Consider the following 20,832-nt stretch of genomic DNA (forward strand, 5'->3'; position numbering starts at 1 on the left):
GCCGCAGCGGAAACAGATAGACGCACAGCCAGCCGACCAGCGCGCCGGTCGGCACGTCGATCAGATGGTGCTGCCAGGTCGTCAGCACCGATACGCCGATCAGCGCGAACCAGCCATGCAGCAGCCAATGCCAGCGCCTGGGCAGATGCGCCGCGAACGCGATCCACAGGACGATCAGCAGGCTGATATGCAGCGACGGAGCCTGGTTGAACGGCAGGTCGAAGCCCCCGAGCAACGTGAACAGCTGCCCCGGCAGGCCGTCCGCCGCGGGGCGCGTGAAGGCGAAGCGCAGCGGGAACGCGATGAAGCAGGCGACCGAGATCAATTGCGCCGCAACGAGGCGCTTGACGTGCGTCAGCAGCGCGGCGCGCGTGCGCCACAGGAAGAACGAGATGCCGTACAGCAGGTCGATCGACCAGTACGGCACGATGGTCCACGGCACGAAAGGGATGCCGCGTTCCCAGCCGAAGTAGAACGACGGCACGTCCGCGCGCTGGCTGGCCAGCCAGTTGGCAAAGCCGTAGCTTGAGAAAAACAGCGCGCCGGCCAGCGCGAGCAGCACGCAGGCAAGGCCCCAGGGGCGGGGCTCGTCGGCGGCGGGCTGCGGCGCGTCGGGGTGCATGCCGCGTTGCGTCGTGGGCTGCGTGCCCGGTCGCGTACCGGGTTGCGTATCGGGTTGCGAGCCGGGTTGCATGCCGGGCTGCGTGGGAGCAGGCAAGGCGCTCATGCCTCGCGCCTGCGCGCCAGGCTGACGGTGAAGATGCCCCAGCGGTCGATCCGCTGCGTCACCTTGTCGAAGCCGGCGCTGCGCACCAGTTCGTCCATCTCGGCCTGCGAGCGGCGCCGCATCACCCACGCCGCACCGGCGCGGTGGCTGGTCAGCGCGCGGGCGATGAACTCCAGCTGCGGGTGCCACGGCTGGCCCGTGTAGACCAGATAGCCGCCCGGCGGCACCGCGCGCGCCAGGCCGTCGAGCGAGCGGCGGATCATCGCGTTGTCGGGGAACAGCTCGTACAGGCCGGAGACGACCGCCAAGGTCGGCGCCGGCGACAGCGCGGCCAGATCGTCGCCATCGAAGGCGTCGCCCTGCTCGAAGCGGGCGATGCCGCCCAGGCCCTTGGCCGCGATCAGCGCCCTGCCCTGCTCGACGTTCAGCGCACTGTAGTCGCGCAGCAGGATCGATTCGACCGCGGCGCGGTCCAGCTTCTCCAGCGCCTTGAGCACGTAGCGGCCGTGGCCGGCCGCGATATCGACCATCCGTACCGGCATGCCGGCCGCCTGCAGCCGGCGCACGGCCTCGGCAATCAGTTCCTCGGCGTGGACCTTGCGCTGGCGGATGCCGCGCCAGCCGATCGCATCGAGGTATTGGCGGTCGGCCATCCGGCCCAGGGCGCCGCGGCCCGACGGCGTGTTGCGATAGACGTAGTCGAGCGTCGAGCCCGAATCGAAGCCGGTTTCATGGCCCAGGCGCACGCCGTCGGACAGCAGGCCGCCGAGCTTCAGGTTGGCGCGTGCCGCGCGCCAGTACCACGCCGCAAGACCGGTCGGTGCCGAGGCGAGCCGGTCCGATTCCTCGCGGAACGGCCCGATCTGGTCGGCATCGAGCAGCGAGCGCGGCGCCGACGGCGTGTCGAACTCGCGCAGGATGAAGCGTCGCGCCGCATCGACCGCGCGCTGGCGATCGCGCTCGCCCAGCGTGTCGTGATAGAAGCCATCGAGCACGATGCGCTCCTTGACCCGGCTGCCCAGCCGCTCGTAGAAGCGGTCCTGCGGCCCGCGATGGACCACCCAGTCGGCGCCGGAAATCAGCAGTTGCGTCGGCACGGTAATCGCGGCCGCGTCGGCGACGATCCGCTCGGCGGTGTCGTACAGATCGAGCAGGATATTGACCGCGATCGGCCGCGTGATCAGCGGATCCGTGTCATAGCTGGCGATGCGCTCGGGATCGTGCGTCAGGAACTTCGCCTTGACATAGCTGTTGACGAAGAACTTGCCCCGCAGCCGGTGCATCAGCTTCAGGCCCGGGCGCGCGAATGGCACGTACAGCTTGACCTTGAACGCCGGCGAGGCCAGCACCAGCGCGCGGATCGGCGGCGCGTAGTCGTGGACCCAGGTCGCGGCCAGCACTGCGCCGACGCTCTGCGCCACCACCGCCATCCGCTCCAGCGCGATGCCGTGGTTGGCGGCGATGTGGCCGGTGAAGGTCTGGATATCGCGCACGGAATCGGCCAGGCTCGGGCTGTAGCCGCGCTCGCCCGGCGAGCGGCCATGGCCGCGGGCGTCCCACGCAAAGATGTCGTAGGCCGGCAGGTTCAGTTCGTCGGCAAGGTGGGCGACACGGCCGGAATGCTCGTGCCCGCGATGGAACAGCACCACCGCGCCGCGCGGCTGTCCCTCGAGCGCCGGCCAATGCCGATAGAACAGCGTCTGCCCGTCGTGGGTCTCCAACTGCCGCTCCAGCGGCTGGCGCATCGACAGTCGGTCCATGCCTTACTCCGCGGTCTGGCTCGGCGCTTGAGCCCGCGCCTGGGCCTGCGCTTCGGCGACGCCGCGACGGACCCGGTTGACGATGGTCAATACGGACAGCAGTGACAGCAGCAGCCACAGCCACGGCCCGAGCGTGCCGAACCCCAGCCCGACGCCGGCCCACAGCGCAATCGCGCCGACCACCAGAGCGCGATCGCTCTTGCCGAAGGGCCCGTCGTAGCGGCGGCTTGCGCCGGCCAGCGGACCGATCAGCCCTGCGGCCTCGACGATCACCGCCAGCAGCGCAAAGGGTCCGACCTGGGCCAGGTTGAAGTCGGGCAGCGCGGCCAGCGGCAGGATCAGCGCGACATCGGAGACGATGTCGCCCAGCTCGTTCAGATAGGCGCCCAGCGCGCTCTTCTGGCCGTGCTCGCGCGCCAGCATGCCGTCGATCGCATTGAGCGCCATCCGCGCAAACAGCCACAGCGGGAACAGCAGGAACAGCACGGAGGTTTCAGCCACCAGCGCGCCGATCGCCGCCAGCGCCCCGACGGCCAGCGAGCCGGCCGCGGCCACCAGCGTCACCTGATTGGCGGTGGCACCGCGCTCGGCCAGATCCTGGACCAGCGGGCGCAGCCACGCCTGGAATCTGGGCTTGAGTTCGTAGAGCGTCATTGGCCGGCCTCCCGCAGAGCTTGCGCCGGAAGCGGCATGGCGATGCGCCAGGCTGAACCGATCCCCGGCGCGCTGTGCGGCCGATGGACCGGGACCCCCCTTCCGGATTTATTGGTATTGGTATTGGTATCTGGTCTTGGCTCGACGCCGCGCCAGCCTTGGGTTGACGGGGCGTCAAGGCCGAGACATTACCAGAACTGCAGTCGGCGGTGAATTCGACGATGTTTAATTCACCCGCCTCGCCGACATCGCCGCCGGCCTCCCGACCGGATCCTGCCACGGACAATGCTGCCGCCGGCGATATCTACCGATGGGAGATCGGGGCTGGGCGCGATGCTGCGAATCATTGCGAGGCCGCGGCAGGTTCATTGCGGGCGGGATTCCGCAATGTCTTGCAGACAAAGCCATCGGTGCTTGCGCTCCGCCCAATGCAGCAATTGCGGCGCCGGAAAATCCCTGTCCTCGAGGCAACCGGCCGATACGGAAATAGCTGCCTTCAATGCTTCGGCTCGCATCAGCACCACGGATCCGCACCTCGCGCAAAATTCCTGCTCCAGCCATTGTCCCGATGTCCCGGTGCGCCGCCACGTCCTGGTTTCGCCTTTTCGGCTGACGATGGCCGATTCGGCATAGATCGCGCGGTAAGAGAACGCGGAACCGGTGCAGCGCTGGCATTCGAGGCAGCTGCAGGCGTAGACGCGGTGCGGCTCGCCGGCCAGAACGAGTTCGACGCCGCGGCAGGAACATGCCGCGGTGCGCGTGCGGACGTCAGCTTGCATGGGCCAGCTCCGCCGTGCCATGCCGGTAAAGGGAATGGCGCCGGTTCATTAAAATGCGGAAGACGGGCGAGCCCAGCCACCCCGCGCTGCGGAGGGGAAAATACGATGTCATGGAAAGTTCTCCGGCGATCGAATCCTGTCGTATCGACCGCGCCAGTTTTTCGAGATGGGCCCGATTCGATGATATCGATTCGTCCCGGCACCGGGAAGAACGCACTTCGAAGTAAGTATCCGGTCTGGTGATATCCGGTCCATTGATGGAGTGTTCTGCAATGAGAAACAAGGAGCCGGACGGTTGCGGATTTGCCTCCGCGCTGCAGGCAATCGGCGGCAAATGGAAGACTTCGGTGCTTTGGGAATTGCACCTGCGTCCGCATCGCTTCGCCGAATTGCGCCGGGGATTGCCCGGCGTCAGCGAAAAGGTCCTGGCGCAGCAATTGCGCCAAATGGAGGCGGACGGGTTGATCCACCGGCATGACTACGGCGAAGTCCCGCCTCGCGTCGAATATTCGATCACGCCTTTGGGGCTGAGCCTGAATGACGCGGTAACGGCAATGTCGGCCTGGGGCAAACGGCACGAGGCATGGAAGGCCGAGCGGATGGAAGGAGCCTGATACAGCGGCCTGATACAGCGGCCTGAAGCAGCGGGAAAACACGATGGTGGACTTCGGCGAAAGCGGCGGCACGCCGCGCCAATGGATCTCGATCGCCGTGCAGAAGACTGACTGGCATGCGGCGATCGCGCACGCCCGAACGCTTCCGGGCGCCGATCCGCAGCTGGAGGCGGTGCGACGGATCGTCGTGGCGGATCAGGTCAGCTTCCTGCGTACGCAGCTGGATAGGCACGGCACGTCAGGCACGGCCTGAGGAGCAAAGGCAAGCACGCTTCGCCCAAACGTGGGCAGCGGCATACTGCCCGGCACATCCCTCGACGCGCAGCGCAATTGCCCTCGACTTTCATTGCCGCAGCTTCTACTGTCCAGCAAGACAGGAACGCTGCGTAGCGGCGCATCGGCCTGCCCGAATAACACGAGGGGAATTCGCCATGACGACCTTGCATTCGCGCCGCACGTTTCTCGTCGCCACGCTGGGATCGGCGCTTGCCGCCTGCGGTGGCGACGACGACGATCCCCCGCCCTCCCCGCCATCTCCTCCCGTGCCGGAAGCCCGGATCGCGCAGGCCATCGCCAGCGTCGACAAGCTCGTCACCGACCAGATGTCCCGCACCGGTGTGCCGGGGGTGGCGACGGCGGTGGTCCGCGGCAATCAAGTCGTCTATGCCAAGGGATTCGGCAAGCGCGCCGTCGACGAGGGCGCGGCGGTCGACGCCGATACCGTGTTCCAGCTCGCCTCGATGTCGAAATCGCTCGGCGCCATGGTGGTCGCGCATCAGGTCGGCATCGGACGCGTCCGGTGGGACACCCCCGTGCAATCGCAATTGCCCTGGTTCGCCCTGTCCGATCCCGAGGTCAATCCGGTGCTGACGGTGGCGGACCTGTATTCGCACCGCTCGGGCCTGCCGGACCATGCGGGCGATCGGCTCGAGGACATGGGCTATGACCGTCGCCAGGTACTGGAGCGATTGCGCTTCCTGCCGCTGCATCCGTTTCGCGCCTCGTACCAGTACACCAATTTCGGCCTGACCGCCGCCGCCGAAGCGGTCGCCACCGCGGCGGCGATGGACTGGGCCACGCTGTCGGAGCAGACCCTCTATCGTCCGCTCGGCATGGCGCGCACCAGTTCGCGCCACGCCGACTATCTGGCCCGCGACAATCGCGCGGTCGGCCATGTGCGCGAGAACGGCGCGTGGATACGCGGTCCGGTACGCGATCCCGATGCGCAATCGCCGGCCGGCGGGGTCAGCGCTTCGGTCAACGACGTGGCGCGCTGGCTCGTGATGATGCTCGGCGAAGGCATGTTCGAAGGCAGGCGCATCGTCGACGCCAGTGCGCTGAAGGAAGCGATCGCGCCGCACAACCAGTCCACGCCGCCGGCCGACGGGCGTCCGGCGGGCTTCTACGGCTATGGCTTCAACGTCGGCACGAATCCTGCCGGCCGCGCGATGTACAACCACTCCGGCGCGTTCGCGCTCGGTGCCGCGACGGCTTTCCTCGCGGTGCCCTCGCTGAATCTGGCGATCGTCACGCTGACCAACGGCTTTCCGATCGGCGTGCCGGAGACGATCAACAACCAGTTCTTCGATCTGGTGGATTACGGCGCGATCCAGCGCGACTGGGCGACCATCATCGAGGAGGCGCTGGCGCCCGTGCTGGCGCCGGAAGGCGGGCTGGTGGGCGCCACGCCGCCGGCCTCGCCGCTGCCGCCGCGCGCGCTGTCGGTCTATGCCGGCGACTATGCCAACAATTACTACGGGCCGATCACGGTACGCGAATCCGCGGGTGCACTGGTGCTGACGATCGGCCCCGCGCCGCTGGTGCTGCCGCTGTCGCACTGGGACGGCGACGTCTACACGTTCCGGCTGCGCAACGAGAACGCGACGCCGGGCACGATCTCGCGCGTCTGGTTCGGCAGCGACCGGCTGACGCTGGAGTACTACGACCAGGAGGGGCTGGGGACCTTCATGCGGAGAAGCTGAAGCGCGGTCCTGCCCCGGGGCGGGACCGCGCTTCGTTCAGCGGACGACTTCAGGGAACGACTTCACGAGCCGGCTTGGGGACCGACTCGGGAGCCGACTCAGCGCCGACTCAGCGCCGACTCAGGAGACGGCTTCCGGCACGCCTCAAACCTGTCCGACCTGCCCCATCGCCGGATCGCTGACCAGGTCCTTGCCCGTTTCCATCCGCCCGGCAAAGCGGCGGCGGAACGCCGGACTCGCGTCGCAGGTCACGACGAAGTCGTACCAGCAGCCGGCGTCCGCGATCGCCCATTCGAACTCGACGACCTTGCCAGGCGGGACCATGCGCGTCCACGGGCCGTCGCTGCGATACGCCAGCGCTTCGGCCGTGAAGCGAATCGGCCGGCGGCCGTTGTTATGCAGCTTGACCTGCACGGTGGGCCGATCGCACGGGTTGTAGCAGACCTGGATTTCCGGCATGGCCTCGCCCTGCTCCGCCGCATCGCCGACGAAGCTGCGGTGAAAGCCGTTCGGGCCCAGCACCCACAGGTCGTACTTGCCGCCGTCCGCGCCGATATCCCAGACGTCGTCGAGCGTCTTGCCGGCCTCGACGACGATGCGGCGCGGAATGCGGTCCAGATGCAGGCGGTCGTAGACGTGGAAGACAGCGCCGACGCTGCGCGCGCTGGCGTTGGCAAACAGCAGTTGCAGCCGGTTGTTGCGGGCATCGACGCGCGCGCTGGTGTGCAGTTCGTACGGCAGCGCCCGCGAGGGACGCGTGCCCGGGTCCTGCACCGGCAGCGCCGGCGTGGCCGGCACCGGGATCTTCGGCATGGCCTGTTGCGCGGCCGTCAGGCTGGTGGCCTCGGCGCGCGTGGTGCGGCCCGCCAGCTCCGGCAGCGGGTTGGCGTTCGGCGTGGCGAAATTGAATGCGCTGGTCAGGTCCCCGCAGACCGCGCGGCGGTACGGGCTGATCTGCGGCTCCATCACGCCGAAGCGCGCCTCGAGGAAGCGGATCACGGAGGTATGGTCGAACACCTCGGAATTGACCCAGCCGCCGCGGCTCCACGGCGAGACGATCCACATCGGCACGCGCGGACCCGGTCCGTAAGGCCGGCCGTCGCGGGCCGGCTGCTTGGGCGTCGCCGGCTGATAGTCGTGGTATTCGAAGGCCATCTGCGTATCCGACAGCGTCGATTTGCCGGCGACGGTGCCATCCGGATTGCGCGACGGCGCGGTCGGCGGCGGCAGGTGGTCGAAGAAACCGTCGTTCTCGTCGTAGTTGATGATCAGCGCGGTCTTGCTCCATACCTCGGGGTCGGAGGTCAGCGCATCGAGAATCGCCTGCACATACCAGCCGCCCTTGGCCGGGCTCGACGGCCCGGGGTGCTCGCTGAATTCGGCCGGCGGGATGATCCACGACACTTCCGGCAGGCGTCCGTTCTGCACGTCGTCGCGCAGCGCCTGCAGGAAGCCGCCGTCGGCCATCGTGTTGCAGAAGCCCTTGGCAAAGGGGCTGTAGCGATCGTCGATCGCCGGATCGTACGGCGGATTGAAGCCCGGCGCGTTGGTGTTGGACACCTGCCGTCCGGCCGGCATCTTCTCCATCTCGGCGCGCCAATGACGGAAGCTCATCATCTGGTTGCAGCCGAAGTTGTTGGGGATGTTCTGGTAGACCTTCCAGCTGACGCCGGCGGCCTGCAGACGGTCCGCATAGGTGTCCCAGGTCCAGCCTTCCGTCGAAGGACCCACGTCGGCGCCGCCGTTGAACTCGTTGACCGTCACCGCGACGTTGTCGCCGGTAGGGCCGTTGGAGCCGGTCCAGTAAAACAGGCGGTTGGCGATGGTGCCGGTATGGATGCCGCAATGGTAGGCATCGCACAGCGTGAAGGCATCGGCCAGCGCGCGCTGGAACGTCACCTCGGCCTCGTCGTAGTAGCCCATCGACAGCGGCTGCTTGGCCACCGGCCAGCGGTCCATGCGGCCATGGTCCCACGCCGCCTGCGAGTCGGCCCAGTTGTGCGGCGTGCCGCCGGCGCGCTGCGCGTTGCCGATCGATTCGTCGAGGTGATAAGGCGTCAGGATGTTGCCGTTGGCATCGGTCTGGTACAGCGCGGTGCGGCCGTTGCGCAATGGAATCGGGAAGCGATCACCGTAGCCGCGCACGCCCTTGAACGTGCCGAAATAGCTGTCGAACGAGCGGTTCTCGAGCATCACCATCACGACGTGCTTGACGTCCTTGATGGTGCCCGTCGCATTGTGGGCCTCGATCGCCAGCGCGCGCCGGATGCTCGGCGGGAAGCTCGCCAGCACGGCGGCCGCGGCGCCGGTGCCCAGCGATGCCTTCAGGAATTGTCGCTTCGACGGATTGAATGTCATGGCGGATTCTTTTTCGTTGGGGGCGGAGGAGAGTCAGGGCGCGCAGCGGCTCGAGCAGCTGCCGAGCTTGCCGGGCAGCTTGCCGTTCGGGTTGGTGGTGTCGGGTGCGGCCGATGGCGACAGGGTCGCGCCATCGTCGCCGCCGCCGCAGCCGGCCAGCAGCAGCGCGGCCAGGATGGCAGAGGCCGCGAGCGGCAGCGTGGGGCCGCGCCGCCAAAGGGAAGCGAAGGAAGGGAGCATGGCTGGAGTTCCGTGGTGGGGAAAAGGGACAGCGTGATCGTTGGCCTGCATTGTTGGTAGCCCAAATGTCAGTTCCTTGACACATGAGCACAACTACGAATCCTCGTTGCCGATTCCGCTGCCGGCCTCGCGCGACCCTCCGCCTGGCCCGCCGCTTCGCTCCGCGCTTGCCGCGGCGCCACCCTTGCCCTGCCGTCATCGCTCTGTCATCACCTCCCCCCAGAATGCGCTCGTCATTCCAGCAAGGGAGTCGACATGACCCATGCAATTGAAGTGCGCGGCCTGAGCAAGTCGTTCCGAGCCGACCACAAGGCCCTGGACGACGTCACGCTGCAGGTGGCGCCCGGTGAAATGGTGGCCCTGCTGGGCGCATCTGGCTCAGGCAAGTCCACGCTGCTGCGTCACGTGGCAGGCTTCGTCGCCGCCGACAGCGGCGAGATCGTGGTGCATGGCCGCACCGTGCAGCGCGATGGCCGGCTGGCAGCGGAGGTCCGCAAGGCGCGCGCCGAGATCGGCTTCGTTTTCCAGCAGTTCAATCTGGTCGGGCGGCTGCCGGTGATCACCAACGTCATGATCGGCATGCTGAGCCGCATCCCGAAATGGCGCGGCCTGCTTCGCTATTTCAAGGCCGATGAACTGCGCGCCGGGCTCGATGCGCTTGCGCAAGTTGGTATAGACGACTATGCCTTTCAACGTGCTTCGACGCTGTCGGGCGGCCAGCAGCAGCGCGCGGCCATCGCACGGACGCTGGTGCAGAACGCCCGCGTGATCCTCGCCGACGAGCCGATCGCCTCGCTCGATCCGGAATCGTCGCGCCGCGTGATGTCGCTGCTCACGCAGATCAATCGCACGCACAAGGTCGCCGTGGTGGTGTCGCTGCATCAGGTCGACATCGCCATGCGCTACTGCCCGCGCGTGGTGGCGTTGCGCCATGGCAAGGTCGTCTACGACGGTCCGTCGCATGCGCTGACGCAGCGCATGCTGCGCGATCTCTACGGTACCGAGGCAGACGAGCTGCTGCATGACCTGCTGCCCGACCGGATCGCGATGCCGATCGACGGCTCGCCCGTGCCTGCCACCGTCACGATGGATCTTGCGGCCGCCTGATTGCGGGCTGCCATTCGCGGCCATTGGTAGTCATTCCGGCCCCTTCCGGCTCCTTCCGTCCCTTTCCGCTCCTACTTTCGCATCGGAGTCACCCATGCTTCGCAGAACCTTCCTTGCCCTGATTACCTCCGCGATTGCCGCCGCCCCTGCCCTGGCGCAGGACGCCAGGCCGCTGAGCATCGGCTTCATCTCGACCGAGTCGTCGTCCAACCTGAAGACCGCGTGGCAGCCGCTGATCGACGACCTGAGCAAGGCGCTCGGCGTGCCGGTCAAGCCGTTCTTCGCGTCGGACTATGCCGGCATCATCGAGGGCATGCGCTTCAACAAGGTGCAGATCGCCTGGTTCGGCAACAAGTCGGCGATGGAGGCGGTCGATCGCGCCAACGGCGAGGTGTTTGCCTCGGTGATCGACAAGGACGGCAATCCCGGCTACTGGTCGCTGCTGATCGTCAGCAAGGACAGCGACCTGAAGTCGGTCGAGGACGTGATCAGGCGCGGCAAGGAGCTGTCCTACGGCGCCGGCGATCCGAATTCGACCTCCGGCACGCTGGTCCCCGGCTACTACCTGTGGGCCGCCAACAAGGTGGAACCGAAGACGCTGTTCAAGGCCGTGCGCATCGGCAACCACGAGGCGAACCTGCTGTCGGTGCTGAACAAGCAGGTCGATGTCGCGGTGAACAATACCGAAAACCTCGGGCGCTATCGCGTCAACACCGGCAAGAATCCCTATGACCAGCTGCGCGTGCTGTGGAAATCGACGCTGATTCCGGCCGATCCGATGGTGTATCGCAAGGACCTGCCGGTCGACATGAAGCAGAAGATCCAGACCTTCTTCGTCAACTACGGCAAGGGCGCCGACGCCGCGCGCGAGAAGCAGGTGCTCGCCACGCTGACCTACCAGGGCTTCCGCCCCTCCAGCGATGCGCAGCTGGTGCCGATCCGCCAGATCGAGCTGGCCAAGGAGAAGGCTCGCATCGAGTCGGACGGCACGCTGGCCGCGGCCGACAAGGAGAAGCGCCTGGCCGATGTGTCGCGCCGCCTGGCCGAGCTCGACAAGGCCGTCGGCACGCAGTGATTGTGCAGTGACCGTGCAGTGATGGTTCGGTGATTGCGCGGTGACCGTGCAGCAAGCGCGCAATCATCGGGCAATCGTCGCGCAGTCATTGCCGATCGTCGGATATACCGCAGGGCTTGCGACGTGCACGGCCCTGCCCCTTGCCTTCTACGGATTCCCCTCATGACCGCCACCGCCAAGCCCGGCCTGCCTTCACCGCAAGCGAGCGGCCGGCCGCCGCGCACCTCCCTTTACGCGATGCTCGTCTGGGCCATCGTGCTCGCCATGCTGGCCCTGTCCTGGCAAGGCGCCGACATGCGCCCGCTGGATCTGCTGCGCGATTCCGGCAATATGGCGCAGTTCGCCGCCGACTTCTTCCCGCCCGACTTCCGCGACTGGCGCCACTATCTCGACGAGATGCTCGTCACCGTGCAGATCGCCGTCTGGGGCACCGCGCTGGCGGTCGCGGTGGCGGTGCCGCTGGGCCTGCTGTGTTCGGCCAATATCGTGCCGGCCTGGGTCTACCAGCCGGCGCGGCGCCTGATGGACGCCTCGCGCGCCATCAACGAGATGGTGTTCGCGATGCTGTTTATCGTGGCCGTCGGCCTCGGTCCGTTCGCCGGCGTGCTGGCCATCTGGATCCACACCACGGGCGTGCTGGCCAAGCTGTTCGCCGAGGCGGTCGAGGCCATCGATCCGCGTCCGGTCGAGGGCGTGCGCGCCACCGGTGCGGGCCGGCTGGAAGAGATCGTCTATGGCGTGATCCCGCAGGTGCTGCCGCTGTGGCTGTCGTTTGCGCTCTACCGCTTCGAGTCCAATGTCCGCTCGGCCTCGGTGGTCGGCATCGTCGGCGCCGGCGGCATCGGCACCGTGCTGTGGGAGATCATCCGCAGCTTCCAGTACGCACAGACCTGCGCGGTGATGCTGCTGATCATCGCCTTCGTGACGGTGATCGACGTGCTGTCCGCGCAGATCCGCAAGGTGCTGGTCTGAGGACGAGTCGCCAAGCCGGCGATCAGGCGCGTCGCAAGGCGGGTACTCAAGCGAGTCGCCCGGCGGGGCGTCAGGTCAGTTCGCCGGCCCGACTGGTGGCCGGCGTCATGCCGATGGCCTTTGCCAACGCCTCGACGGCGGATTGCAGCGCCCCGCTGTTGTCGATCTCGACGAGCCGGCAACCGGCCGGCACATCGAACGCAGCGGTGGCACGCGCCAGACGCCGTGCGATCGCCTCCTCCGACTCCCGGCCGCGCTGACGCAAGCGTGCGGCCAGCGCGGCCGGCGACACGCGCACATGAAGCGCGCACAGCTTCGGATAGCGCGCCACCGCCTGCGGCAGGTACTCGCGCGAGCCGTTGACCACGACCTTGATGCCGCGCTGGAGCCATTGCTCGATCTCGATGCCGATGCCGTAGTGCAGGCCATGGCTGTGCCAGTGCATCGCCATGCAACCCAGCGCGACGCGGCGCTGGAACTCCTCCGTCGTCAGCGCGACGGAGGCCTCGTTGGCATCCGCGGAACGCGTGATATAGCGGTGCGCCACGACCAGCCGGTCGTCGCCGCCCAGGCGCTCGCGCAGCGCGCGCAGCAGCGAATCCTTGCCGCTGCCAGAAGGCCCCATCAGATAGAACAGGCCAGTGCCGTCAAGGCGATGCGGCGCGCTCATGCCGGCAGGTACGCCGCGCCGGCGCCATCGCGGGTTCGTCCATCGAAGCCATAGTGGCGCGCCGCCACGAAATCGGCCCCGGGCTCGGGCTGCACGAACACGCTGACGCTGTCCACACGGAGCGGCGTGTCGAGCAGCGTGCCGGCCGCCGACGACAGTTGGGCCAACGCCGCGGCCTGCCGCTCGGCGTCCAGCATGCCGGTCAGCGTGATATGGAAGGTGAAGGCGTCGAACAGATAGGGATAGCCCCAGTCGCGCAGCATCTGCCGCTCCAGCGGGGACAACCGCTCCGGCTTGCGCCGCGCGATCTCGTCCGGCGTGGGCGGCGCGCGGAATCGGTCCATGTCCCGCACGCTGGCGTCGGCCAGCTGATGCACGGCGCGTATGGCTTCCGGCTCGTCGGCAAGGCACCACGCCAGGAAGCCGCGCAGCGCGCGCAGCGTCAGCGGAACGTCGAACGGAGTACGAGTGCCGGCAAACTCGCGCATGGCGTCGTCCAGCATCGCGGGCCCGGTCCCTTCGGCGAGGCGGAACGGCGGCTTCAGCGTGGCGTGCAGGCCGTAATGGGCCGGCGCCTCGACCCACTGCGCGGGACGCGCGGCCATCTCGCGCGGCGGCGGCCACGGCTCGCCAGTGTCGGCGTCGCGGCCCAGCCAGTGCTGGCCGAAGGTCCGGAACGGTTCGCTGGGAGCCAGGTAAATGGCGTATCGATGCGCCGGCATGTTGGTGTCAGTCGGTCGGTAGGTCGAATGGGCAGGCTAGCGCGGCAAGGTGACAGGCGGATGTCTAGACCAATCGACAAGCCATGCCGTCCCCGCGCCGCGGATCAGTCGTTATCCGATACGGTCAGCTGAACCCAGTCGCCGGCGAACCGCGTGATGCTGTACTGCACCGGCGCGCCGTCGATATCGACGTTCAGCGCCTCGACCTGCAGCACGGGCCTGGTTTTCGGCTGGTTCAGCAGCCGCGCGACCGGCGCGCTGGGCAGCGCCGCCGTGATGCGCGACCACTTGCGAGTGTAGTCGGCGATGCCGCATTGCGCGAGGGCGCGCGAGATCGAGCGCTGGTCGCGCAGTTGATCCTCCAGCTCCGGGAAGCGCTGGTAATCGAAGTAGTGTTCGGCCACGTCGATGGGGCGGCCTTCGGCCTTGCCGACCATCTGCACATGCAGCACCGGCGCCGTGCGCGCGATCCCCAGATGCCGGGCGACCTCGGGCAGGCGGCTGACATGGCTGCCGACGAATTCGACATGGCCGCGTATGCCTTGCGCGGCGAGATTCTGCGAGAAACGGGTACGCCGCGCGATCGCGTAGTCGATCGCATGCTCCTGCACGAAGGTGCCGCGGCCCTGCTCGATCCGCACCAGGCCGCTTTGCTCGAGTTCGCTCATGGCCCGCCGCACGGTATGGCGATTGACGGCGAAGCGCATCGCCAGCTCGGACTCCGGCGGCAGCTGCTCGCCGGGCCCGTACAGCTTCTTGCGGATGTCATCGGCCAGCGCCTCCCCGATCTGGCGCCATACCGCGACGCCCGAGCCCCGTTCGACTTCTCGTTCCGACATCGTCCTGATTCCTCTTGTCATTGCGCGCTGTCATTGCGCGCTGTCATTCAGCGGCCATCGCATCGTGCGATTGTGCCCGAGCCGCATGCACTCGTGCGAGGTGCCCGATCACGATTCGGGCTCGTCATCAAACAGTCATGCCGCCGTGGTCTAGTAGCGCCGTGTTGTTGCAGCTGACATCTAAACGTATAGACGTATAGGGATGACGATGAAAGGCAAGATCGGCGAACACGGCGAGCGCGGCGAACACGGCCAGAGAGGCGGCCAAATCGGTGAAGTCGGCCAAACCGGCGACATCGGCGACAGCGCCGACGCGTCACGGGCCGCATGGCTGCGGATCCTGGCGCTGGCAGATACCGAAACCCTCGATGGCGCCTACCGGCGGCTGGGCCAGCAGGGACCGCTGCCCGCCTACCGCCTGCTGCGCAAGCCGGAGTCCGGCATGGCGATGGTGCGCGGGCGTACCGGCGGCACCGGTGCGCAGTTCAACCTCGGCGAGATGACCGTGACGCGCTGCGCGGTGGTGCTGGAACCGGGCCCGACGCCGACCGAAGAGGCGGCGATCGCCGGCGTGGCCTATGTCATGGGCCGCTGTCCCCGCCATGTCGAACAGGCGGCCGTGCTGGACGCGCTGCTGCAGCGGCCGGAATGGCACGCTCGCGTCCAGCAGATCGTGCTCGAACCGCTGGCGCGCACGCTGGCCGAACGCGACGCGGCGCAGGCGGCCGCAGCCGCGCAGACCCGCGTCGAATTCTTCACGATGGCCCGCGGAGAGGACTGAGATGCCGACCCTGCATTCCATGCCGAGCCAATCCACCGCGTCGCTGCTGCCCGGCTTCGATCATCCCGTCGACGACGCGCAGGTGGTCTTTCGCGCGACGCTGCAGGCGTTCGCCCATCCGGGCCGCATCGAAGCGCTGACGGCGGATTGCGGTGTGCCAGACGGTCTGTCTCCCGCGATGACCGCCCTGCTGCTGACGCTCGCCGATCCCGATACGCCGGTCTGGTTGCCGGCCGACATGGCCGCGTCGGCCGGCGCGTTCCTGCGCTTTCACTGCGGCTGCCCGCTGGTCGACGATGTCGCCGCCGCGCAGTTCGTCTGCGTGCCGGCCGGCCATGACATGCCGGCGCTGCGGGGCTGCGCGCAGGGCGATCCTGCCTTTCCCGACCGCTCGGCCACGCTGATCGTCGAGGTCGCTTCGCTCGACGAAGGCAGCATGCTGACGCTGCGCGGCCCCGGCATCGAGACCACGCGCACGCTGCGTGTAGCCGGCCTGCCGGAAGACTTCCGCCGGCAATGGCAGGCCAACCATGCCGGCTTTCCGTTGGGCGTGGACCTGCTGCTGACCGCCGGCGAACGGATCTGCGCGTTGCCGCGCACCACACTGGTGGAGGACTGACATGTACGTCGCAGTCAAGGGCGGAGAACGCGCCATCCTGAATTCGTACCGCATGGTCGACGCGTATCGCCGCGGCGATCCTGCGGTGCCGGAGCTGACGCTGGCCCAGATCCGCGAGCAGATGCCGCTCGCCATCTCCCGCGTGATGGCCGAGGGCTCGCTGTACGATCCGCATCTCGCCGCGCTGGCATTGAAGCAGGCCGCCGGCGACCAGATCGAGGCGGTGTTCCTGCTGCGCGCGTATCGCACCACGCTGGCGCGCTTCGGCTACACGCTGCCGCTCGATACCGGCGCGATGCGGCTGCGCCGGCGAATCTCGTCGACCTTCAAGGACGTGCCGGGCGGACAGGTCCTCGGGCCGACCTACGACTATACGCAGCGCCTGCTGGACTTCTCGCTCGAAGCCGATAGCGCTCCGCAGGCGTGCATCGCCCCGCCAATCACGGACACGGCAGAGGAAGTTCAAACGATGCCGCGCGTAACCGACCTGCTGCAAGCAGACGGCCTGGTCGAGGCCGAGCCCATTCCGCCGGGCGATCCCGCTCCGGCCGACCTGACCCGCGAGCCGCTGACCTTCCCGGCCAGCCGCGCGGCCCGTCTGCAGAACCTGGCGCGGGCCGACGAAGGCTTCCTGCTGTCGATGGGCTATTCGACGCAACGCGGATACGGCAATTCGCATCCGTTTGCCGCCGAGATTCGCTATGGCACCGCGGAGGTCGAGCTGTTCGTCGAGGAACTGGGCTTTGCCGTGACCATCGGCGAGATCGAACTGACCGAATGCCAGATGATCAACGACTTCGCCGGCAACGCCAAGGAAGCGCCCTGCTTTACCCGCGGCTATGGCCTGGTATTCGGCTACAACGAGCGCAAGGCGATGTCGATGGCGCTGGTCGATCGGGCGATGCGCGCCGCGGACCTCGGCGAGGCCGCCGACAACCCCGCCAACGACATCGAATTCATGCTGTACCACAGCGACAACGTCGAGGCCTCGGGCTTCGTCCAGCATCTGAAGCTGCCGCACTACGTGGACTTCCAGACCAATCTCGAACTGCTGCGCCGGCTGCGCGCGCAGCGGCAAGCGGCCGAACCGGCCGCCGATACACGAACGGCAGCCCCTTCCGCCCGCGCCACCGGCCGCGACGAGACCGCACCGCAGTGCCAGCCCCAGGAGGAGAGCGTCGCATGACCGCCGCCATCGCCCCGCTCCCCGCGGAAGTCACCACGCGCGACGCGCACTACAACTTCGGCTATCTCGACGAATCGACCAAGCGCATGCTGCGCCGCGCCCTGCTGAAGGCGGTGGCGATTCCCGGCTACCAGGTCCCGTTCGGCAGCCGCGAGATGCCGCTGCCCTATGGCTGGGGCACCGGCGGCATCCAGGTCACCGCCGCCATCATCGGCCGGCAGGATGTGCTCAAGGTCATCGACCAGGGCTCGGACGACACCACCAATGCCATCAACATCCGCCGCTTCTTCGGCCGGGTGACCGGCGTACGCACCACGGAGCGCACCGCCGAGGCCAGCATCATCCAGACCCGCCATCGCGTTCCGGAAACGCCGCTGCGCGAAGGGCAGACCATGGTGTTCCAGGTGCCGATCCCCGAGCCGCTGCGCTGGCTGGAGCCGAGCGAGACCGAGACGCGCACGATGCATGCGCTGGCGGAATACGGTGCCATGCACGTCAAGCTCTACGAAGACATCGCCCGTCACGGCCATATCGCCACGACCTACGACTATCCGGTCATCGTCAACCAGCGCTACATGATGCGGCCCTCGCCGATCCCCAAGTTCGACAACCCCAAGCTGGACCGCAACCCGGCGCTGATGTTGTTCGGTGCCGGCCGCGAGAAGCGCGTGTACGCGGTGCCGCCCTACACCTCGGTCAAGAGCCTGGACTTTGCCGATCATCCCTTCACGGTCGAGAAGTGGTCGAGCTGCTGCGCGCAGTGCGGCGCCACCGACAGCTACCTGGACGAGATCATCACCGACGACGCCGGTACGCGCATGTTCGTCTGCTCGGACACCGAGTACTGCGCCGATCGCCAGGCACAACAGACCATCAAGGCAGCCGAAGCCACCGAGGCCGCCGAGGCCGCCGATCCGGCCGCGGGAGGTGTGCGATGAGCGCGACGCCATTGCTGTCGGTACGCGGGCTGACGCGCACCTGGGACGGCGTCCATGGCTGTCATGACGTCAGCTTCGATCTGTATCCCGGCGAAGTGCTGTGCATCGTCGGGGAATCCGGCTCGGGCAAGAGCACGCTGCTGCAGGCCCTCTCGATGCAGGCGCCGGCGCAGCGCGGCACCGTCAGCTACGACATGCGCGAGTCCGGCCTGACGGATCTCGCCACGCTGTCGAGCGCACGCCTGCGCCTGCTGGCGCGTACCGACTGGGGCTTCGTGCACCAGCATGCCCGCGACGGCCTGCGCATGCAGGTCAGCGCCGGCGCCAATATCGCCGAGCGGCTGATGGCGGTCGGACAACGCCACTACGGCGAGCTGCGCGAGATCGCGGGCGCCTGGCTTGAAAAGATGGAGATCGATCTGGCGCGGCTGGACGACACGCCCCATGCCTTCTCCGGCGGCATGCAGCAGCGCCTGCAGATCGCGCGCAATCTGGTCACGCATCCGCGCCTGGTCTTCATGGACGAGCCCACGGCCTCGCTCGACGTCTCGGTACAGGCGCGCTTGCTCGACCTGCTGCGCCGGCTGGTATCGGACCTGGACCTCGCCGCCATCCTGGTGACACACGACCTCGCCGTCGCGCGGCTGCTGGCCCACCGCACGCTGGTGATGCAGGGCGGGCGCGTGGTCGAGCAAGGGCTGACCGACCAGATCCTCGACGACCCGCAGCATCCGTATACGCAGCTGCTGGTCTCTTCCATTCTGCAGGGTTGAACCATGAGTCAAGCACAGCAGGCAGAGCATGCACAGACGCTGATCGAGGTCCGCGGCCTCGGCAAGATGTTCACCTTGCACAACCAGGGCGGCATCCGGCTGCCGGTGCTGCAGTCGGTCGATTTCGAGGCGGCGCGCGGCGAATGCCTGGTGCTGTCCGGACGGTCCGGCACCGGCAAGAGCACCTTGCTGCGATGCCTGTACGGCAACTACCTGGCCACCGAAGGCAGTATCCGGTTGCGTGATACCAGCGCGGAAGGCGCACCCTGGGTCGAGCTGACCAACGCGCCGGAGCAACGCGTGCTGAGGCTGCGCCGCGACGTGATCGGCTACGTCAGCCAGTTCCTGCGCGCGATTCCGCGTGTCGGCGCGCTCGACGTCGTGGCCGAGCCGCTGCAGCAGCGCGGCGTCGACCGCAACGAGGCGCGCGGGCGCGCCTCGGCGCTGCTGGAACGCCTGAACCTGCCGCGCCGGTTGTGGGAGCTGCCGCCGGCGACCTTCTCCGGCGGCGAACAGCAGCGCGTCAATATCGCGCGCGGGCTGATCGGCGGCCATCCGATCCTGCTGCTGGACGAGCCCACCGCCTCGCTCGATGCCGACAACCGCGCCGTGGTCATCGAGCTGATCCGCGAAGCGCTGGCCGAGGGCCGCTGCCTGATCGGCATCTTCCACGACGAAGCCGTCCGCGATGCGGTCGCCACGCGCCTGCTGACGTTGCAGCCGGCCACCGCGATCGCGTGATTCGTGCCCAACCAACCCCTATCCGCACCCTCGCCCAAACCGACACGGAGCCGGACATGTCCGCCACTTACCTGACGCACGTCACCCTGGTGCTGCCCGACCGCGTGCTGCAAGATAGCGCGCTGCTGATCGAGGATGGGCGCATCGCCTCCATCGAACCGGACCCCGCCACGGTGCCGGCGCTGGCCAACGTGGTGGCGCTGCCCGGCCACACGGTGATGCCCGGCCTGATCGACGTCCATTGCGACGCGATCGAGAAGGAAGTGGAACCGCGCGCCAACGTGCTGTTCCCGATGGACTTCGCGGTGGCGCAGGTCGACCGGCGCAACGCGGCGGCCGGCATCACCACGCCCTACCATGCGCTGTCCTTCGCCAACAACCAGTTCGGCGTGCGCAACAACGACACGGCCGCCGCGCTGGTGCACACCGTGGCGGCGTATCGCGACCACAGCCTGGTCGACAACCGCATCCACTGCCGCTACGAAGTCACCGATTCGGCCGCGGTGCCGGTGCTCGAGATGCTGATGCTGGAGGGCGTCGTCGACCTGCTGTCGGTGATGGACCATTCGCCGGGACAGGGCCAGTTCAAGACCCTCGACGCGTACCTCGCCTACATGGTCGGCAACCATGGCATGAGCCGCGAGGAAGCGGCGGACGCCGCGGCGAAGAAGGCCGAGCAGCGCGACGGTGCGCACGAACGGGTGCGCCGGCTGCTGTCCCGCGCGCATGAACTCGGCGTGCCGACGGCCAGCCACGACGACGATTCGCCGCAGCGGATCGCCGCGATGCAGGCCCTTGGCGTGCGGATGAGCGAGTTTCCGATCAACCTCGACACGGCGCAGGCGGCCACCGCCCAGGACTTGCCGACGATCTTCGGCGCGCCCAACGTGCTGCGCGGCCGCAGCCAGAGCGGCTCGATGCGCGCGATCGATGCGATCCAGGCGGGGGTCGGTCATATCCTGTGTTCCGACTACCAGCCGTCGACGCTGATCGCCGCCGCGTTTGCCGCGGCCCGCCTGGCCGAGCTGCCGCTGAACGAGGCGGCTGCGCTGGTCACCGCCAATCCCGCCGATGCGTGCCTGTTGCACGATCGGGGCCGCCTGGCGCCGGGCCTGCGCGCGGACGTGACTGCAGTGGCCCATGTAGCCGGGCAGCCGATGATCACGCATACGTGGTCGGCGGGCCGGCTGGTGTTCGCGGCGGGGTATCGGGCATTGCCCGGCAGCGCCGGGCGGCCAGCGATGCGAGAGAAGGTGTTCGAAGCGGTGTGATTGGAGGCCGCGCTGGCTCGCCGC

Annotated in this window: 22 protein-coding genes; 13 read left to right on the plus strand and 9 right to left on the minus strand. The window is 67.9% G+C overall.

Annotation, left to right across the window (positions count from 1 at the left end):
• The 4 genes from AC6EI8_RS12980 to AC6EI8_RS12995 form a co-directional block, all read right to left on the minus strand.
• A partial coding sequence (locus AC6EI8_RS12980; protein WP_498382117.1) for a phosphatase PAP2 family protein occupies positions 1-622 on the minus strand: 622 nt, incomplete at its 3' end.
• A gap of 101 nt (positions 623-723) precedes the next feature.
• The gene (locus AC6EI8_RS12985) at positions 724-2,487 is read right to left on the minus strand and encodes a bifunctional alpha/beta hydrolase/class I SAM-dependent methyltransferase (RefSeq protein ID WP_498382103.1); all 1,764 of its coding nucleotides are present in this window, start codon (positions 2,485-2,487) and stop codon (positions 724-726) included.
• 3 nt (positions 2,488-2,490) lie between these two features.
• Positions 2,491-3,141, minus strand: coding sequence for a CDP-alcohol phosphatidyltransferase family protein (locus AC6EI8_RS12990; RefSeq protein ID WP_149315988.1), 651 nt, complete (start codon positions 3,139-3,141; stop codon positions 2,491-2,493).
• A 365-nt stretch (positions 3,142-3,506) separates the two neighbouring features.
• Positions 3,507-3,920 (minus strand): GFA family protein, encoded by a 414-nt coding sequence (locus AC6EI8_RS12995; RefSeq protein WP_498382104.1) that lies wholly within the window; start codon positions 3,918-3,920, stop codon positions 3,507-3,509.
• 272 nt (positions 3,921-4,192) lie between these two features.
• Here AC6EI8_RS12995 and AC6EI8_RS13000 point away from each other — a divergent pair, with 272 nt between their 5' ends.
• The 3 genes from AC6EI8_RS13000 (at position 4,193) to AC6EI8_RS13010 (ending at position 6,516) form a co-directional block, all read left to right on the plus strand.
• Positions 4,193-4,534 (plus strand): winged helix-turn-helix transcriptional regulator, encoded by a 342-nt coding sequence (locus tag AC6EI8_RS13000; protein WP_498382105.1) that lies wholly within the window; start codon positions 4,193-4,195, stop codon positions 4,532-4,534.
• Between the two features lie 43 nt (positions 4,535-4,577).
• Positions 4,578-4,787: a hypothetical protein gene (locus AC6EI8_RS13005; RefSeq protein ID WP_498382106.1), complete on the plus strand. Its 210-nt coding sequence runs from the start codon at positions 4,578-4,580 to the stop codon at positions 4,785-4,787.
• Between the two features lie 178 nt (positions 4,788-4,965).
• Positions 4,966-6,516, plus strand: a complete 1,551-nt coding sequence (locus tag AC6EI8_RS13010; protein ID WP_498382107.1) for a serine hydrolase — start codon at positions 4,966-4,968, stop codon at positions 6,514-6,516.
• 144 nt (positions 6,517-6,660) lie between these two features.
• Here AC6EI8_RS13010 and AC6EI8_RS13015 read toward each other — a convergent pair whose 3' ends face one another.
• Complete coding sequence (locus tag AC6EI8_RS13015) at positions 6,661-8,874, minus strand: phosphocholine-specific phospholipase C (protein WP_498382109.1); 2,214 nt, start codon at positions 8,872-8,874, stop codon at positions 6,661-6,663.
• Positions 8,875-8,907: 33 nt separating this feature from the next.
• Positions 8,908-9,114 (minus strand): hypothetical protein, encoded by a 207-nt coding sequence (locus AC6EI8_RS13020; RefSeq protein ID WP_498382110.1) that lies wholly within the window; start codon positions 9,112-9,114, stop codon positions 8,908-8,910.
• Between the two features lie 255 nt (positions 9,115-9,369).
• Between AC6EI8_RS13020 and phnC the strand changes: the two genes are divergently transcribed.
• The 3 genes from phnC to phnE all read left to right on the plus strand — a co-directional run bounded on the left by phnC (position 9,370) and on the right by phnE (position 12,268).
• A complete protein-coding gene (gene phnC / locus AC6EI8_RS13025; RefSeq protein WP_498382111.1) occupies positions 9,370-10,221 on the plus strand; it encodes a phosphonate ABC transporter ATP-binding protein in 852 nt (283 codons plus the stop codon).
• Positions 10,222-10,315: 94 nt separating this feature from the next.
• Entirely contained in the window at positions 10,316-11,296 is a 981-nt protein-coding gene (gene phnD / locus AC6EI8_RS13030) for a phosphonate ABC transporter substrate-binding protein (protein ID WP_498382112.1), read from the plus strand.
• A gap of 162 nt (positions 11,297-11,458) precedes the next feature.
• Entirely contained in the window at positions 11,459-12,268 is an 810-nt protein-coding gene (gene phnE / locus AC6EI8_RS13035) for a phosphonate ABC transporter, permease protein PhnE (RefSeq protein WP_149315996.1), read from the plus strand.
• A gap of 70 nt (positions 12,269-12,338) precedes the next feature.
• Here the strand turns inward: phnE and phnN are convergent, their stop codons facing one another.
• From phnN to phnF, 3 genes are all read right to left on the minus strand, one after another.
• The gene (phnN, locus tag AC6EI8_RS13040; protein ID WP_498382113.1) at positions 12,339-12,938 is read right to left on the minus strand and encodes a phosphonate metabolism protein/1,5-bisphosphokinase (PRPP-forming) PhnN; all 600 of its coding nucleotides are present in this window, start codon (positions 12,936-12,938) and stop codon (positions 12,339-12,341) included.
• Complete coding sequence (locus AC6EI8_RS13045) at positions 12,935-13,660, minus strand: DUF1045 domain-containing protein (RefSeq protein ID WP_498382114.1); 726 nt, start codon at positions 13,658-13,660, stop codon at positions 12,935-12,937. Before AC6EI8_RS13045 ends, phnN begins: the two co-directional genes overlap by 4 nt.
• A gap of 104 nt (positions 13,661-13,764) precedes the next feature.
• On the minus strand, positions 13,765-14,499 hold the full coding sequence (phnF, locus tag AC6EI8_RS13050) for a phosphonate metabolism transcriptional regulator PhnF (protein WP_150083888.1): 735 nt from the start codon (positions 14,497-14,499) through the stop codon (positions 13,765-13,767).
• Between the two features lie 208 nt (positions 14,500-14,707).
• On the opposite strand from phnF, the gene phnG reads away from it, so the two are divergent.
• Genes phnG through AC6EI8_RS13085 form a run of 7 tightly spaced genes read left to right on the plus strand, consistent with a single transcriptional unit; the run spans position 14,708 to position 20,808 of the window.
• On the plus strand, positions 14,708-15,280 hold the full coding sequence (gene phnG, locus AC6EI8_RS13055) for a phosphonate C-P lyase system protein PhnG (RefSeq protein WP_150083887.1): 573 nt from the start codon (positions 14,708-14,710) through the stop codon (positions 15,278-15,280).
• 1 nt (position 15,281) lies between these two features.
• Entirely contained in the window at positions 15,282-15,899 is a 618-nt protein-coding gene (phnH, locus tag AC6EI8_RS13060; RefSeq protein ID WP_226105793.1) for a phosphonate C-P lyase system protein PhnH, read from the plus strand.
• 1 nt (position 15,900) lies between these two features.
• On the plus strand, positions 15,901-17,085 hold the full coding sequence (locus AC6EI8_RS13065) for a carbon-phosphorus lyase complex subunit (RefSeq protein ID WP_226105794.1): 1,185 nt from the start codon (positions 15,901-15,903) through the stop codon (positions 17,083-17,085).
• Entirely contained in the window at positions 17,082-18,023 is a 942-nt protein-coding gene (locus AC6EI8_RS13070; protein WP_226105795.1) for an alpha-D-ribose 1-methylphosphonate 5-phosphate C-P-lyase PhnJ, read from the plus strand. Before AC6EI8_RS13065 ends, AC6EI8_RS13070 begins: the two co-directional genes overlap by 4 nt.
• Complete coding sequence (phnK, locus tag AC6EI8_RS13075) at positions 18,020-18,796, plus strand: phosphonate C-P lyase system protein PhnK (RefSeq protein WP_150083883.1); 777 nt, start codon at positions 18,020-18,022, stop codon at positions 18,794-18,796. Before AC6EI8_RS13070 ends, phnK begins: the two co-directional genes overlap by 4 nt.
• 3 nt (positions 18,797-18,799) lie before the next feature.
• On the plus strand, positions 18,800-19,537 hold the full coding sequence (gene phnL / locus AC6EI8_RS13080; RefSeq protein ID WP_498382115.1) for a phosphonate C-P lyase system protein PhnL: 738 nt from the start codon (positions 18,800-18,802) through the stop codon (positions 19,535-19,537).
• A 56-nt stretch (positions 19,538-19,593) separates the two neighbouring features.
• Positions 19,594-20,808, plus strand: coding sequence for an alpha-D-ribose 1-methylphosphonate 5-triphosphate diphosphatase (locus tag AC6EI8_RS13085; RefSeq protein ID WP_498382116.1), 1,215 nt, complete (start codon positions 19,594-19,596; stop codon positions 20,806-20,808).
• Positions 20,809-20,832: the final 24 nt, after the last annotated feature.

The organism is Cupriavidus sp. R6-3, assembly GCF_059772245.1.

Excerpts from the sequence above, each read along its gene's own strand:
- phnD (WP_498382112.1), top strand. The coding sequence starts at position 10,316 with ATGCTTCGCAGAACCTTCCTTGCCCTGATTACCTCCGCGATTGCCGCC.
- AC6EI8_RS13010 (WP_498382107.1), top strand. The coding sequence starts at position 4,966 with ATGACGACCTTGCATTCGCGCCGCACGTTTCTCGTCGCCACGCTGGGA.
- phnF (WP_150083888.1), bottom strand. The coding sequence starts at position 14,499 with ATGTCGGAACGAGAAGTCGAACGGGGCTCGGGCGTCGCGGTATGGCGC.
- AC6EI8_RS12985 (WP_498382103.1), bottom strand. The coding sequence starts at position 2,487 with ATGGACCGACTGTCGATGCGCCAGCCGCTGGAGCGGCAGTTGGAGACC.
- phnN (WP_498382113.1), bottom strand. The coding sequence starts at position 12,938 with ATGAGCGCGCCGCATCGCCTTGACGGCACTGGCCTGTTCTATCTGATG.
- phnC (WP_498382111.1), top strand. The coding sequence starts at position 9,370 with ATGACCCATGCAATTGAAGTGCGCGGCCTGAGCAAGTCGTTCCGAGCC.
- phnG (WP_150083887.1), top strand. The coding sequence starts at position 14,708 with ATGAAAGGCAAGATCGGCGAACACGGCGAGCGCGGCGAACACGGCCAG.
- AC6EI8_RS13085 (WP_498382116.1), top strand. The coding sequence starts at position 19,594 with ATGTCCGCCACTTACCTGACGCACGTCACCCTGGTGCTGCCCGACCGC.
- AC6EI8_RS13045 (WP_498382114.1), bottom strand. The coding sequence starts at position 13,660 with ATGCCGGCGCATCGATACGCCATTTACCTGGCTCCCAGCGAACCGTTC.
- AC6EI8_RS13005 (WP_498382106.1), top strand. The coding sequence starts at position 4,578 with ATGGTGGACTTCGGCGAAAGCGGCGGCACGCCGCGCCAATGGATCTCG.
- AC6EI8_RS13065 (WP_226105794.1), top strand. The coding sequence starts at position 15,901 with ATGTACGTCGCAGTCAAGGGCGGAGAACGCGCCATCCTGAATTCGTAC.
- phnH (WP_226105793.1), top strand. The coding sequence starts at position 15,282 with ATGCCGACCCTGCATTCCATGCCGAGCCAATCCACCGCGTCGCTGCTG.
- AC6EI8_RS13000 (WP_498382105.1), top strand. The coding sequence starts at position 4,193 with ATGAGAAACAAGGAGCCGGACGGTTGCGGATTTGCCTCCGCGCTGCAG.
- AC6EI8_RS13015 (WP_498382109.1), bottom strand. The coding sequence starts at position 8,874 with ATGACATTCAATCCGTCGAAGCGACAATTCCTGAAGGCATCGCTGGGC.
- AC6EI8_RS13070 (WP_226105795.1), top strand. The coding sequence starts at position 17,082 with ATGACCGCCGCCATCGCCCCGCTCCCCGCGGAAGTCACCACGCGCGAC.
- phnE (WP_149315996.1), top strand. The coding sequence starts at position 11,459 with ATGACCGCCACCGCCAAGCCCGGCCTGCCTTCACCGCAAGCGAGCGGC.
- phnL (WP_498382115.1), top strand. The coding sequence starts at position 18,800 with ATGAGTCAAGCACAGCAGGCAGAGCATGCACAGACGCTGATCGAGGTC.
- AC6EI8_RS12995 (WP_498382104.1), bottom strand. The coding sequence starts at position 3,920 with ATGCAAGCTGACGTCCGCACGCGCACCGCGGCATGTTCCTGCCGCGGC.
- phnK (WP_150083883.1), top strand. The coding sequence starts at position 18,020 with ATGAGCGCGACGCCATTGCTGTCGGTACGCGGGCTGACGCGCACCTGG.
- AC6EI8_RS13020 (WP_498382110.1), bottom strand. The coding sequence starts at position 9,114 with ATGCTCCCTTCCTTCGCTTCCCTTTGGCGGCGCGGCCCCACGCTGCCG.
- AC6EI8_RS12990 (WP_149315988.1), bottom strand. The coding sequence starts at position 3,141 with ATGACGCTCTACGAACTCAAGCCCAGATTCCAGGCGTGGCTGCGCCCG.